This is a genomic window from Streptomyces sp. NPDC002209 (assembly GCF_042890265.1).
Lineage (GTDB): Bacteria > Actinomycetota > Actinomycetes > Streptomycetales > Streptomycetaceae > Streptomyces.
This window is the reverse complement of record NZ_JBIARX010000001.1, coordinates 726,387-739,823: the sequence shown is the minus strand read 5'-3', so window position 1 is coordinate 739,823 and position 13,437 is coordinate 726,387. Positions and strand designations below refer to the sequence as shown.

Genomic DNA, 13,437 nt, shown 5'->3' with positions numbered 1-13,437 from the left:
GACCGACACCCTTCGATACGATTGGGCCATGGCCCCTCACCGTGTCGTCGTCCTCGCGCTCACCGGGCTGCTGCCCTTCGAGCTCGGCATCCCGCACCGGATCTTCGGCCGTGCCAAGGATCCCGCCGGAGAGCCGCTGTACGAGATCCTCACCTGCGCCCTCGTCCCCGGGCCGGTGCGCACCGACGCCGACTTCGCGGTCCAGGTCGAGCACGGCCCCGAGCTGCTGGCCACGGCCGACACCGTGGTGGTGCCCGCCTCGTACGAGCTGGGCCCGGTGTACGAGGAGGGCAGGCTGAGCGACGGGCTCGCCGCGGCGCTCGCGCACATCCGGCCCGGGACGCGGCTCGTCTCCATCTGCACGGGCGGGTACGTGCTGGCCGCAGCCGGATTCCTGGACGGCCGCCCCGCCACCACGCACTGGGCCCACGCCGAGCACTTCCAGCGGCTCTTCCCGGCGGTACGGGTGGACGCCGGCGTGCTCTACACCGACGACGGGGACGTGCTGACCTCGGCCGGGGTCGCCGCCGGCATCGACCTGTGCCTGCACATCGTGCGCCGCGACCACGGCGCGGCCGTCGCCAACGACGTGGCCCGGCGGACCGTCGTACCGCCCCACCGGGACGGCGGGCAGGCCCAGTTCGTCGACCGCCCGGTGCCGCAGCCGCAGCTGGCCAGCACCGCGGCGGCCCGCGCGTGGGTGCTGGACCGGCTGCACGAGCCGGTACGGCTGGTCGACCTGGCCCGGCAGGAGGCCATGTCGGTACGGACGTTCACGCGCCGGTTCCGGGAGGAGTCCGGGGTCAGCCCCGGCGAGTGGATCGTCGGCCAGCGGGTGGAACGGGCCCGGCGGCTGCTGGAGCGGACGGACCTGCCGATGGAGCAGGTGGCCCGGGAGGCGGGGTTCGGGACGGCGCAGTCGCTGCGCAAGCACGTGCAGGCGGCACTGGGGGTGAGCCCGACGGCGTACCGGCGTACGTTCCGTGCGACCGGTGGACAGGGGGAGCCTGTCATCTCCTGATGGGCCATCAGTTGATGCCGGGTCCGTGCATTGACTTCTCCCGCCGCCCGCTCGTGAATGGCCCCCTGTCGGCGCGAGGGAACCCAGGGGGCGGGCCGTGCGAACACGGGCGGGCAGCAGGAGATGGTCGGTGGCCGTCGGCATGGCCGTGCTCGCGGCCACGGCCGGGGGCGCGCTGAGCGCGCCTGCCGCCGCCGAGGGGGAAGCGCCTGCGGGGCAGGTGGAGTTCCCGACGCACTGCCTGCCGCCGCAGGAGGCCGGACTCCCGCCCGCCGACGGGTCGACCACGGCCCGGATCACCGTCGACGACCCGGCGCCGAAGGTCGGCGACACGGTCACCGTGACGTACCAGGTGGTCCGGACGCCGGCCGTCAACCCGCTCGGCGCCGAACTCCCGGCCGATGTGCTGACCCCGACCGGGCGGGTCCTGCTGGGGGGTGCGCAGAGCGGTGAGGTCACCGTCGTGGGGGCGAAACGGAACGATCCCGTCCAGGCGGGTGCGGGGCTGCCGGCCGTCACCATGACCGGCACGTTCACCGTGACCGCGCCCGGCGGGATCACCCTGGCCCCGGGCGGCTACACCCTGCACACCGGCCACCTGCTGGACCTGGACACCGCCTGCGCCGTCACCGGGGCGCCGGTGTCCGAACGGCTCACCGCGACCCCGCTGCCCCGGGCCAACCTGCGGTCGGTCGCGCTGGGCACGGCGTACGGGAAGCCGGGCGCCAAGGTCAGGGTCACGGGCGTCGGCTTCGCCCCGGGCGCGGCCGTGACGGTGGCCGGCCGGGCGGGCGCCGCCGAGACCGCGGACCGGGTGGCGGCCACGGCGGACGGGCGGGGAGAGCTCCTGGCGGAGCTGCCGGTCACGGACGGGGCGACGACGGCGGTGGTGGCGTACGAGGGCACGGCGTGGTCGGCGCAGGAGGGCTCGGGGCCGGCGGCGTACACGGTGATCGCGGCCGCGCCTCCGGGTGCGCGCAAGATGACGGCGGTGGTGGAGCCGGGCGCCCTGTCCATGACCCAGGCGGGCGAGTCGATCGCGCTGGGAGCGGTCCCGTACGGGGAGGGCGGCGCGGCCCCCGGCCGGATCGGCACGGTCACGGTCAAGGACGCGCGGGGCGGACCGGCGGGGTGGTCACTGATCGGCAAGGTCACGGACTTCACCGGCCCCGGCGGGGTACGGATCCCGGGGGCCTCGCTGAGCTGGACCCCGTCGTGCACGGCCGCGGAGGGCAGCCCGAGCCGGTGCGTGGCGGGCAGCGCGGGGGTGGTCGGGCCGCAGGGCGCGGTGCTGGCGTCTTCGCCGGATGCGGAGCTGGTGGGCGGGACGTTCACGATCGACGCGACGGTCACCCTCACGGTCCCCCCGTACACCCCACCGGGCGCGTACACGGCAGTGCTGACCCTCACCCTCTCGTGAGGTCCGCCCCTGCCCCGCGGACACGGCCCGCACGCACCCGGCGCCATCCCGCCCGGGCCCCGGGCAGGGCCGTGGCCCGGGGCGCCGGAATGCTCGGGGCCCTCCTCCTCCTCCTCCTGCCCGCCGAAGCGGCGGCCGCCGCCGACAACGGGCAGTGGTCCGTCCTCCCCGCAGCCAACGCGGTGACCCGGCGGCCCGCCTTCTACCTCGCCGCCGCCCCCGGCCAGGCCGTCACCGACGCCGTCACCGTCACCAACCGCACCGACCGCCCCCGCACCTTCCGGCTCTACGCCGCCGACGCCTACAACACCGCCCGCGACGGCGGCTTCGCGCTCCGCGGCCCCGACGAGCCGCGCCGCGCCACCGCCGCCTGGGCGAAGCTCGCGCAGGAGCGGGTCACCGTCCCGGCCCGCGCGGCGGTGAGCGTCGGCTTCACCCTCACCGTCCCCGACCGGGCGGAACCGGGCGACCACCCCGGCGCCATCGTCGCCCTCGAGGAGAAGGAGGAGAGTGCCGCCGCCCCCGCCCAGGAAAACGGGATCGGCGTCCAACGGGCCGTCGCCGCCCGGCTGTACCTGCGGGTGGCCGGCCCCACCGCCCCCGCGCTGGCCGTCGAGGACCTGCGCGCCTCCGGGTCGGAGGTCTCGTACACGCTCCGCAACCTCGGCAACGTCACCCTGCGCCCCCGAGCCTCCCTCTCCGCCTCCGGGGCCCTCGGCCGGCGGCTCCTCGGCCGCGAGCTCACCGGCCTGCCCGCCGAGCTGCTGCCCGGCCAGGAAGTCCGGCTGAGCACCAGGTGGGAGCACCCGCCCGCCGTCGAATGGGCCGAGGTCACGGTGCGCGCCGAGGCCGCGGGAGCCGCCGCCCGGGCCGCCGCGCCCTACTCCGCCCGGCCCCCGCTGACGGCCGCGCTCGCGGGCGCCCTGGCCCTCGTCGCGGCAGCCTGGTCGGCGCTGGGACCCGCATCGGGGAGAATGGCCCGTATGAGCGATCGTTCCCCCGAGTCCACCAGCCCGCACCGTGCGGGCTTCGCCTGCTTCGTCGGCCGTCCCAACGCGGGGAAGTCGACCCTGACCAACGCACTCGTGGGCACCAAGGTCGCGATCACCTCCAACCGGCCGCAGACCACCCGCCACACCGTCCGCGGCATCGTGCACCGCCCCGACGCCCAGCTCGTACTGGTCGACACGCCCGGTCTGCACAAGCCGCGCACGCTCCTCGGCGAGCGCCTCAACGACGTCGTGCGGACCACTTGGGCCGAGGTCGACGTCATCGGCTTCTGCCTGCCGGCCGACCAGAAGCTCGGCCCCGGCGACAAGTTCATCGCGAAGGAGCTCGCGGGGATCAAGAAGACCCCCAAGATCGCCATCGTGACGAAGACCGACCTCGTCGACTCCAAGGCCCTGGCCGAGCAGCTGCTCGCGATCCACCAGCTCGGCGCGGAGCTCGGCATCGAGTGGGCCGAGATCGTCCCCGTCTCGGCGGTCGGCGACACCCAGGTCCAGCTGCTGGCCGACCTGATCGCGCCGCTGCTGCCCGAGAGCCCGCCGCTGTACCCGGAGGGCGACCTCACCGACGAGCCCGAGATGGTGATGGTCGCGGAGCTGATCCGCGAGGCCGCGCTGGAGGGCGTACGGGACGAGCTCCCGCACTCCATCGCCGTGGTCGTCGAGGAGATGATCCCGCGGGAGAACCGCCCGGCGGACCGCCCGCTGCTGGACATCCACGCGAACGTCTACATCGAGCGGCCGAGCCAGAAGGGCATCATCATCGGCCCGAAGGGCTCCCGGCTGAAGGAGGTCGGGATGAAGTCGCGCAAGCACATCGAGGCGCTGCTCGGCACCCCGGTCTTCCTCGACCTGCACGTGAAGGTCGCGAAGGACTGGCAGCGCGACCCCAAGCAGCTGCGCAAGCTCGGCTTCTGATCCTCTTGACGCGCCCCTCGCACCGCTCGGCGCCGGGGGCGCCTCCCGGGCTTCGGGCCGCTGCGCCGGACTCCGTCCGGCGGCGGCAAGGGGAGGCTCCGTCCGGCGATCCGGCCCGGCACCCCGGCAAGGGGCCGGGCCGTACTGCTACGCGGGGCGGCGCATCCGCACCACGTTGTCCGTGCGGGTCCCGGGCGTGCCGTCGGGCTGGTTCTGGATCCGTTCGGTCTCCTCGGCCCGCAGGACCTCCCAGCCCGCCGTGACCGGCTCCAGCTGCGCGACGACCTCCTGCGGCGTCGGGAAGTGCGCCTCCTGCCGGTCCTCCTGCCAGGGCGCCCAGCCCGCGTGCCCGACCACCAGCAGGGTGCCGCCGGGGGCCACCGCCGCGGCGGCGCTGCGCAGGACGCGGTCGCGGGGGAAGTCCCCGTAGTTGTGCAGGAAGCAGGCCGAGACGAGGTCGAACTCCCCTTCCGGGAAGGACTCGGTCAGGTCGTGCCGCGCCCAGGTGGCGCGGTCCGCGACCCCGGCGTCCGCCGCATGCTCGGCGGCCCGGCCGAGGGCGACCCCGGAGATGTCGGTCCCGGTGACGGTCCACCCGCGGCGGGCCAGCCAGACGGCGTCGGCGCCCTCCCCGCAGCCGAGGTCCAGGGCCCGCCCGGGGGCGAGGCCGGACACCTCGTGCACCAGCATGGCGTTGGCCTCGCCGCTCCAGATGCGGTCGCCCTCGCCGTAGCGGCCGTCCCAGAACTCCTCGCCCGCCGAGGCCCCGGCTGCGGGGGAGTGGGGGGAGTGCGTGTGTGCGTGCGCGTGCTCGGTCATGGCTTCCTCTTCCGGTACGGGTGCCGATGCGACCGATGCTGCGCCCGCCCGCGCCCGCCGGGCAAACCTTGTTGCCGATCCGGCAAACCGGGCGGGGGTCCGTGACCGCCGAGGCCGGTTCGGCCACCCGCCGGAGGGTGAAGGCGCCCGGCTCAGGCGCCTTCCTTCAGCAGCCGGGAGATCAGCGTCCGCTGCGCCTCCGACAGGTTCGGCTCCTGGCAGGAGACCGTCCGTCCGTCGACGGTGATCCGGTACGAGAACCCGTCCCGGATCCGGTCCGACCCGGGCGCGGCGGGGACGGGCCGCAGCGCCAGCCGGGCCAGGGCCCGCCACTCGTCCTCGTCGGGCCGGCCCGAGGTGTCCACCTCGGCCCGGCGCTCGATGCCCGCGAAGCCGCCCGTCCGCACCACCAGAATCCGCATGCCCGCCTTTCCGCCCCGGAGGGCCGGCTACCCGAGCCCGACCGTCGACCACGCCTTCTGCAGCGCCTGGTGCTCCGCGCCGCCGTCCCCGTACCGGGCCACCGCGGCGGCCACCGACAGCCGGGCGAAGTCCTTGAAGTCGGCGTCCGAGGCCAGCTCGCCGCCCGTCAGCGTGTCGTACCAGATCCGCCCGGCCCGCTCCCACGCCTTGCCGCCGAGTTCGGTGGCCACGAGGTAGAACGCGTGGTTCGGGATCCCGGAGTTGATGTGCACCCCGCCGTTGTCCCGTGCGGTGTCCACGTAGCCGTCCATCGTCGCCGGCTGCGGGTCCTTGCCGAGCTCGTCGTCGTCGTACGCCGTGCCCGGTGCCTTCATCGAGCGCAGCGCGACCCCGCCCACGTTCGGGCCCAGCAGTCCGGCGCCGATCAGCCAGTCCGCGTCCTCGGCCGTCTGGTCGAGCGAGTACTGCTTGATCAGCGAGCCGAAGACGTCGGACATCGACTCGTTCAGCGCGCCCGACTGCCCGTGGTACTCCAGGTTCGCCGTGTACTGGGTGACCCCGTGCGTGAGTTCGTGGCCGATGACGTCCACCGACACGGTGAAGTCGAGGAAGAGGTCCCCGTCACCGTCGCCGAAGACCATCTGCCGCCCGTCCCAGAAGGCGTTGTTGTAGTCCTCGCCGTAGTGGACGCTCGCGTCCAGCGCCAGCCCGGAATCGTCGATCGAGTGCCGGCCGAAACCCTTCAGGAACAGCTCGTAGGTGGCGCCGAGCCCCGCGTACGCGCGGTTGACGGTGGCGTCCTTGGACGCCGCCTCGCCCTCGCCGCGCACCTTCTTCCCGGGCAGCCGGGTGCGGTGCTGGACGTCGTAGATCGTCCGGCGGGGCTCGTCGGGGACGGGCGCCGCCGACGCAGGGGCGATCCCGCGGACGGTGGTGATCCGGCGCCGGGTGCGCAGCAGGGAGTCCTGCTCGAGGGTGCGCTGGGCGGCGTCGGCGCGCCGGGTGTCCTCGGACTGGGCGATCTTGTCGAGCAGGTGGGGCGGGACCACCGTGCAGAAGACGGGGTGGCGGTGAGCGTGGGAGGCATCCATCCCGGCAATGTGGCAGCGGGTCATCTCTGTGTCACTACCTGCAACCATGATTCATTCAGTTGTCTGAAAGCCGTCGCGCCGCGTTGACGGTTCGACCGGACCTGTAGTGGAGCAACGAGACGTACCTCACATTCGGTACAAATCGGACACCCAGGTCTTGCATACTGAAACAGGTCCTCGCGTTACGGGGCGGCTCGGTTAGGCTCGGCCCATCATGCGTTTCGGGCTGCTTCTCCTTAGCTGCCGCGGCGAGGGCCTGTAGTCGTAGGCCGACCCCCTCCCCGCGGAGTTTGGTGTTGCGGTTCTTACGACCGCCGTCGGCCGTTCAGCGAACTACACGCGGACACGCGAGGAGCCCAACGCCATGAGCCAGCAGCCTTTTGTCGGTCGCCCCACGCCCATCACGAACGCGACCCACACCCAGAAGACCTCCGGGATGCCGATCCACAAGTACGGCCGGTACGAGCAGGTCGACATCCAGGACCGCACCTGGCCGGACGCCCGCGTCACCAAGGCCCCCCGCTGGCTCTCCACCGACCTGCGCGACGGCAACCAGTCGCTGATCGACCCGATGACCCCCGCCCGCAAGCGCGAGATGTTCGACCTGCTGGTGCGCATGGGCTACAAGGAGATCGAGGTCGGCTTCCCGTCCTCCGGCGAGACCGACTTCGCCTTCGTGCGCTCCATCATCGAAGAGGGCGCGATCCCGGACGACGTCACCATCTCCGTCCTGACCCAGGCCCGCGAGGACCTGATCGAGCGGACCGTCGAGTCGCTGATCGGCGCCAGGCGCGCCACCGTGCACCTGTACAACGCGACCGCTCCCACCTTCCGCCGCGTGGTCTTCCGCGGCTCCAAGGAGCAGATCAAGCAGATCGCCGTCGACGGCACCCGCCTGGTCATGGAGTACGCCGACAAGCTGCTGGGCCCGGAGACCACCTTCGGCTACCAGTACAGCCCGGAGATCTTCACGGACACCGAGCTGGACTTCGCCCTGGAGGTCTGCGAGGCCGTCTGCGACGTGTGGCAGCCGTCCGAGGGCCGCGAGATCATCCTGAACCTGCCCGCCACCGTCGAGCGTTCGACGCCGTCCACGCACGCGGACCGCTTCGAGTGGATGGCCCGCAACCTGACCCGCCGCGAGCACATCTGCATCTCCGTGCACCCGCACAACGACCGCGGCACCGCCGTCGCCGCCGCCGAGCTGGCCCTGATGGCCGGCGCCGACCGCATCGAGGGCTGCCTGTTCGGGCAGGGCGAGCGCACCGGCAACGTCGACCTGATCACGCTGGGCATGAACCTGTTCTCCCAGGGCATCGACCCGCAGATCGACTTCTCGCAGATCGACGAGATCCGTCGTACCAGCGAGTACTGCAACCAGATGGAGGTCCACCCGCGCCACCCCTACGCGGGCGACCTGGTCTACACCGCCTTCTCCGGCTCCCACCAGGACGCCATCAAGAAGGGCTTCGACGCGATGGAGGCCGATGCGGCCGCCGCCGGCAAGACCGTCGACGACATCGAGTGGGCGGTCCCGTACCTGCCGATCGACCCGAAGGACGTCGGCCGCTCCTACGAGGCGGTCATCCGCGTCAACTCGCAGTCCGGCAAGGGCGGCATCGCGTACGTCCTGAAGAACGACCACAAGCTGGACCTGCCGCGCCGCATGCAGATCGAGTTCTCGCGGATCATCCAGGCCAAGACCGACGCCGAGGGCGGCGAGGTCACGCCGAAGGCGATCTGGGACGTCTTCAGCGACGAGTACCTGCCCAACCCCGAGAACCCGTGGGGCCGCATCCAGCTGCGCTCGGGCTCGACGGCCACCGACAAGGACGGTACGGACACCCTGACCGTCGAGGCGGTCGTGGACGGCGTGGAGGCGGTCCTGAACGGCACCGGCAACGGTCCGATCTCGGCCTTCTTCGACGCGCTGGCCGGCATCGGCGTCGACGCCCGCCTGCTGGACTACACCGAGCACACGATGAGCGAGGGCGCCTCCGCCGTCGCCGCCTCGTACATCGAGTGCGCCATCGACGGCCGCGTCCTGTGGGGCATCGGCATCGACGCCAACACCACCCGCGCCTCCCTGAAGGCGGTCATCTCCGCCGTCAACCGCGCGGGCCGCTGATCGTTCGTACGGGCTGCCCCGTCCCTCCCTGCGGAGGGGCGGGGCAGCGCCGTTCCCGGATTCAGCGGGCCAGGTAGCCGCCGTCCACCGGCAGGATCGCGCCCGTCACGAACGAGGCCGCGTCGGAGGCCAGGAAGGCGATGACGCGGGCCACCTCCTCCGGCTCGCCGAGGCGGCCCATCGGATGGGCCGCGGAGACCTCCGCCAGGTACTCGGGGCCGCCCGGCTCGTCCTTCAGCGCCAGCACCCGCTCCGTACGGATGGTGCCGGGGGCCACCGCGTTGACGCGGATCCCGTGCGCCGCCCATTCCACCGCCAGGTGCTTGGTCAGCCCCGACGCCACGAACTTCGCCGGCCCGTACGCCGCCTGCCGGGCCTGCCCGGCCACCCCCGACACCGAGGACACGCAGACCAGCGCCCCGCCGGGGTCCGGCTGCGCCAGCATCGCCTCGATGGCGTACTTGCAGGTCAGGAACATCCCCCGGCCGTCGATCGCCATGACCCGGTCCCAGTCGTCCGGGCCGGTCTCCCGTACATCCGAAAGAGGGAGCACTCCGGCGTTCGCAACGGCGACGTCGAGCCGTCCGTACGCCCCGAGCGCGGCCCCGACCATCGCGCGGTTGGCCTCCGGATCGGCGACGTCACCGGCCACGGCCGTGATGTCGTACCCCTCGGCGGCCAGTTCCGTACGCAGTTCCCCAACGCCGGGGCCATTGATGTCAGCCGCGGTCACGAGGGCGCCGGAGCGGGCCAGCAGCCGGGCGGTGGCCCGGCCGATCCCGCTCGCCGCGCCCGTGACCAGACAGGATTTGTTCTTCACGCGGGCGAGCGTAGGGAAAACGCGACGTCCGCGGGTGCGGCGGCAGGGATGCAGACCGGCCAACTGCGGGCCGCGGGACATGTTGTCTTGTCACACGACTGACGCATCCTCACCGATGTGGCTAACATCACGCCAACCCGGCGAAGCTGCCTGGGGTTCCCGCCCGTGCCCGCAGGGCCACGGGGGAGTGACGGAGGTGCGACGTGCTGCCAGTTCGGGGTGGGGACGGCCGGAAGCTGACGGTCTGGGGCATCCGTACCACCTGGAGCACCGTGGGCGACGGGGAGTTCTTCTGCCCCGACTGCGGTGGCGACCGCAACTACCGCAGGCGCACCGGGCGCCGCCGGTTCACCGTCCTCGGGGTCCCGCTGCTGCCGCGCGGGGCGGCCGGGCCCGTCATCGAGTGCCAGGGCTGCCGGGAGCGCTTCGAGACGGAGGTCCTCGACCACCTGACCACCACCCGCTTCTCGGCGCTGCTGCGCGACGCCGTGCACACCGTGACGCTGGCCGTCCTCGCGGCGGGCGGGACCGCCTCGCGCGGCGCGCTGGAGGCCGCCGTGTCGGCCGTACGGGCCGCGGGCTTCCAGGACTGTACGGAGGAGCAGCTGGAGTCCCTGGTGGAGGCGCTCGCCACCGACGAGGGCCGGCTCGGGCTGTACGACGGCCCCGAGTGCTGCGGCGCCGCGCTGGCGATAGAGCTCCACGAGGCACTGGAACCGCTGGCTCCGCACCTGGCCGCACCCGGCCGCGAATCGATCCTGCTGCAGGGCGCCCGGATCGCCCTCGCGGACGGCCCGTACACCCCCGCCGAGCGAGAGGTGCTCGCCACGGTGGGCGCCGCACTGCGGATGGCCTCCGACGAGGTGACCCGGCTGCTGTCGGCGGTGCGGGCGCCGTGACCTGACCGAAACGGCCTCGATACGGCCTCGGAAAGGCCTCGGTAGGCCTTCGTCGAGGTAACGATCCGGCCTCGTGCGACTGAATCCACCCCCCTTCACACGCTGCGTGAAGGGGGGATTCTTGCGTTCCGGCCCCGGCCGTCCACCCATTGGACACCCGCACGACCCTGTGACCTGCGCGTACGGGATTCGCGGCCGCCGGCTTTACGCCCTCGCGGAGACATCCGCCACTGGAGATACCTACAGATCTGACATCTCCAGACGTCAACACTTTGTGGAAGTCCACGATATCTGTGAGCACGCCCACAGGCGTTCAATTCCGGTCACACGACGAGACGCCGCCAGTAACACAGCGGGGCTTCGATTCACGTGAACGCACTGACAACCCTGGCGGACCAACGGGATAGCGACCCACTTCGCCCAGGGATCACCAGATTCCTCTCGTTTACCTACCTCTTGAAGGGCAAGGCAGAGATGGCACGTGTCGCCGCCCGGCTCACCGACAGCGGAGAGCCCAGCACGCACCCGGTCGACGAGGTGCTCCCCCTCCCCAAGCTCGCGCTGTACGGCTTCCAGCACGTACTCGCGTTCTACGCCGGCGCGGTGATCGTCCCGATCATCGTGGGCGGTGCCCTCGGCCTGACCACCGAGCAGCTGGTCTACCTGATCAACGCCGACCTGTTCACCTGCGGTATCGCCTCGATCATCCAGGCGTGGGGCATCGGCCGGATCGGTGCGCGCCTGCCCCTGATCCAGGGCGTCACCTTCACCGCGGTCTCCCCGATGATCGCCATCGGGCTCGGAGCGGGCGGCGGGACGGCGGGCCTGCTCGTCATCTACGGCGCGGTCATCACGGCCGGCATCGCCACCTTCGCCTTCGCCTGGCTGCCCCCCAAGGCCTTCCGTACGGTCATGAGGCTCTTCCCGCCGGTCGTCACCGGCACGGTGATCACCGTCCTCGGCATCGTGCTGATCCCCGTCGGACTGAACGACGCCGCGGGCGGCGTGGGCAGCCCCGACTTCGGCGACCCGAAGAACTTCGCGTACGCCGGCGGCACGATGCTCTTCATCCTCGTCCTGATGAAGCTCGGCAAGCCCTTCCTCTCCAGCATCTCCATCCTGCTCGGCCTGGTCGGCGGCACCGCCGTCGCCTTCCTGCTGGGCGACGCCAAGTTCGGCGACGTGGGCAACTCGGACTGGATCGGCATCACCACCCCGTTCCACTACGGAGCACCGAAGTTCGCCTGGTTCCCGATCCTGCTGATGCTCATCGTCATGCTGATCACCATGGTCGAGACCACCGGTGACACCTACGCCGTCGGCGACATCGTCGGCAAGGAGATCGACAGCGAGACCGTGGCCCGCGCGCTGCGCGCCGACGGCGCCGCCACCGCCCTGGGCGGTGTCCTCAACTCCTTCCCGTACGTGGCCTTCGCCGAGAACGTCGGCCTGGTCCGCATGACCAAGGTCAAGAGCCGGTTCGTCGTGGTCGCGGCGGGCGTCTTCATGATCGTGCTCGGGCTGATCCCGAAGGCGGCCGCGATCGTCGCCGCGGTCCCGCACGGAGTGCTCGGCGGCGCGGCGACGGTGATGTTCGCGATGGTGGCCCTGGCGGGCATCCAGACCCTGGCCAAGGTCGACCTCAAGGAGGAGAAGAACGCGCTGGTCGTGGGTGTCTCCCTGGCCTTCGCGCTGCTGCCGGCCACCGTCCCGGTGCTCTTCAAGGACCACATGGACGCGGACCTCTCCTCGCTCCTCAACAGCGGTGTGACGCTCGGTGCCACGGCCGCGATCGTGCTCAACCTGATCTTCAACGGTCTGGGCAAGGACGATGCGCACAGCGCCGTGGCGGCCACGGTGCCCGCCCAGGCGGTGGGCCCTGCCGACGTCGCGGCGGACGCGGCGTCCGAGGCCCCCGAGGCCTCTGGGGCGAAGACGGCGGGTGAGGCCGAAACGGTGGCCGAGGCCACGGTCGGCGCCGCCGTGACCGCAGTCGCCGCCGGTGCACCGAAGGCGGACGCGGACGAGCAGGCCCCGCCCGCCTCCTGACCCTCCCAAGGGATGACGGCCCTGCGTCCGGACCCGTGTCCGGGCGGAGGGCCGTCGCCGTGCCCGCACAGGCGACAATGGGCGCATGAGTCTGTTCCGCGACGACGGCATCGTGCTGCGCACCCAGAAGCTGGGTGAGGCGGACCGCATCATCACGCTCCTCACCCGGGGCCACGGCCGGGTGCGGGCCGTCGCCCGCGGCGTGCGCCGGACGAAGTCCAAGTTCGGCGCCGGGCTGGAACCTTTCTCCCACGCCGACGTGCAGTTCTTCGCCCGGGGCAGCGAGCTGATCGGCCGCAGCCTCCCGCTGTGCACCCAGACCGAGATCATCGCCCCGTACGGCAACGGCATCGTCACCGACTACGGCCGCTACACCGCCGGCACCGCGATGCTGGAGACCGCCGAGCGGTTCACCGAGAACGAGGGCGAGCCCGCCGTCCAGCAGTACCTGCTGCTGATCGGCGCCCTGCGCACGCTCTCGCGCGGGGAGCACGAGCCGAACCTCATCCTCGATGCGTTCCTGCTGCGCTCCCTCGCCGTCAACGGCTACGCGCCCAGCTTCACGGACTGTGCGAAGTGCGGGATCCACGGCCCCAACCGGCACTTCTCCGTCGCCGCGGGCGGGGTCGTGTGCGGGGACTGCCGGGTGGCCGGCAGCGTCGTACCCTCGTCTGAGGCCATCGCCCTGCTCAGTGCGCTGCTGACGGGCGACTGGGGGCACGCGGACGCCTGCGAGGCGCGGTACGTGCGGGAGGGCAGCGGGCTGGTCTCCGCCTATTTGCACTGGCATCTGGAGCGCGGGCTACGCTCCCTGCGATACGTCGAGAAATAGGAGCTGGACA

11 protein-coding genes and 1 pseudogene are annotated in these 13,437 nt (G+C 72.2%); 8 read left to right on the top strand and 4 right to left on the bottom strand.

Annotation, left to right across the window (positions count from 1 at the left end):
* Positions 1 to 28: 28 nt before the first annotated feature.
* From ACFYXK_RS03460 to era, 4 genes and pseudogenes are all read left to right on the top strand, one after another.
* Positions 29 to 1,021, top strand: coding sequence for a GlxA family transcriptional regulator (locus ACFYXK_RS03460; RefSeq protein ID WP_389409615.1), 993 nt, complete (start codon positions 29 to 31; stop codon positions 1,019 to 1,021).
* A gap of 142 nt (positions 1,022 to 1,163) precedes the next feature.
* Entirely contained in the window at positions 1,164 to 2,441 is a 1,278-nt protein-coding gene (locus ACFYXK_RS03455) for a beta-xylosidase (protein ID WP_389409842.1), read from the top strand.
* Between the two features lie 89 nt (positions 2,442 to 2,530).
* Positions 2,531 to 2,914: pseudogene (locus ACFYXK_RS03450) on the top strand (WxL protein peptidoglycan domain-containing protein); the annotation flags it as partial.
* A gap of 501 nt (positions 2,915 to 3,415) precedes the next feature.
* Entirely contained in the window at positions 3,416 to 4,366 is a 951-nt protein-coding gene (gene era, locus ACFYXK_RS03445; protein WP_037635384.1) for a GTPase Era, read from the top strand.
* 147 nt (positions 4,367 to 4,513) lie between these two features.
* On the opposite strand, the gene ACFYXK_RS03440 is transcribed toward era, so the two are convergent.
* From ACFYXK_RS03440 to ACFYXK_RS03430, 3 genes are all read right to left on the bottom strand, one after another.
* Positions 4,514 to 5,185, bottom strand: coding sequence for a class I SAM-dependent methyltransferase (locus tag ACFYXK_RS03440; RefSeq protein WP_389409614.1), 672 nt, complete (start codon positions 5,183 to 5,185; stop codon positions 4,514 to 4,516).
* Positions 5,186 to 5,337: 152 nt separating this feature from the next.
* Positions 5,338 to 5,607, bottom strand: a complete 270-nt coding sequence (locus ACFYXK_RS03435) for a protealysin inhibitor emfourin (protein ID WP_362628510.1) — start codon at positions 5,605 to 5,607, stop codon at positions 5,338 to 5,340.
* A gap of 27 nt (positions 5,608 to 5,634) precedes the next feature.
* The gene (locus ACFYXK_RS03430; protein ID WP_389409613.1) at positions 5,635 to 6,699 is read right to left on the bottom strand and encodes a M4 family metallopeptidase; all 1,065 of its coding nucleotides are present in this window, start codon (positions 6,697 to 6,699) and stop codon (positions 5,635 to 5,637) included.
* 364 nt (positions 6,700 to 7,063) lie between these two features.
* Between ACFYXK_RS03430 and leuA the strand changes: the two genes are divergently transcribed.
* Entirely contained in the window at positions 7,064 to 8,827 is a 1,764-nt protein-coding gene (leuA, locus tag ACFYXK_RS03425) for a 2-isopropylmalate synthase (RefSeq protein WP_389409612.1), read from the top strand.
* A 61-nt stretch (positions 8,828 to 8,888) separates the two neighbouring features.
* On the opposite strand, the gene ACFYXK_RS03420 is transcribed toward leuA, so the two are convergent.
* Positions 8,889 to 9,647, bottom strand: coding sequence for an SDR family NAD(P)-dependent oxidoreductase (locus ACFYXK_RS03420; RefSeq protein WP_389409611.1), 759 nt, complete (start codon positions 9,645 to 9,647; stop codon positions 8,889 to 8,891).
* A gap of 203 nt (positions 9,648 to 9,850) precedes the next feature.
* Between ACFYXK_RS03420 and ACFYXK_RS03415 the strand changes: the two genes are divergently transcribed.
* The 3 genes from ACFYXK_RS03415 (at position 9,851) to recO (ending at position 13,427) form a co-directional block, all read left to right on the top strand.
* Complete coding sequence (locus ACFYXK_RS03415) at positions 9,851 to 10,546, top strand: TerB family tellurite resistance protein (protein WP_266667189.1); 696 nt, start codon at positions 9,851 to 9,853, stop codon at positions 10,544 to 10,546.
* A gap of 474 nt (positions 10,547 to 11,020) precedes the next feature.
* Entirely contained in the window at positions 11,021 to 12,595 is a 1,575-nt protein-coding gene (locus ACFYXK_RS03410; protein ID WP_389409610.1) for a nucleobase:cation symporter-2 family protein, read from the top strand.
* 85 nt (positions 12,596 to 12,680) lie between these two features.
* Positions 12,681 to 13,427, top strand: a complete 747-nt coding sequence (gene recO, locus ACFYXK_RS03405; protein WP_383515734.1) for a DNA repair protein RecO — start codon at positions 12,681 to 12,683, stop codon at positions 13,425 to 13,427.
* Positions 13,428 to 13,437 lie beyond the last annotated feature (10 nt).

Coding starts and splice junctions, on each gene's coding strand:
- ACFYXK_RS03435 (WP_362628510.1), bottom strand. CDS start 5,607: ATGCGGATTCTGGTGGTGCGGACGGGCGGCTTCGCGGGCATCGAGCGC.
- ACFYXK_RS03460 (WP_389409615.1), top strand. CDS start 29: ATGGCCCCTCACCGTGTCGTCGTCCTCGCGCTCACCGGGCTGCTGCCC.
- ACFYXK_RS03440 (WP_389409614.1), bottom strand. CDS start 5,185: ATGACCGAGCACGCGCACGCACACACGCACTCCCCCCACTCCCCCGCA.
- era (WP_037635384.1), top strand. CDS start 3,416: ATGGCCCGTATGAGCGATCGTTCCCCCGAGTCCACCAGCCCGCACCGT.
- leuA (WP_389409612.1), top strand. CDS start 7,064: ATGAGCCAGCAGCCTTTTGTCGGTCGCCCCACGCCCATCACGAACGCG.
- ACFYXK_RS03455 (WP_389409842.1), top strand. CDS start 1,164: ATGGCCGTGCTCGCGGCCACGGCCGGGGGCGCGCTGAGCGCGCCTGCC.
- ACFYXK_RS03410 (WP_389409610.1), top strand. CDS start 11,021: ATGGCACGTGTCGCCGCCCGGCTCACCGACAGCGGAGAGCCCAGCACG.
- recO (WP_383515734.1), top strand. CDS start 12,681: ATGAGTCTGTTCCGCGACGACGGCATCGTGCTGCGCACCCAGAAGCTG.
- ACFYXK_RS03430 (WP_389409613.1), bottom strand. CDS start 6,699: ATGGATGCCTCCCACGCTCACCGCCACCCCGTCTTCTGCACGGTGGTC.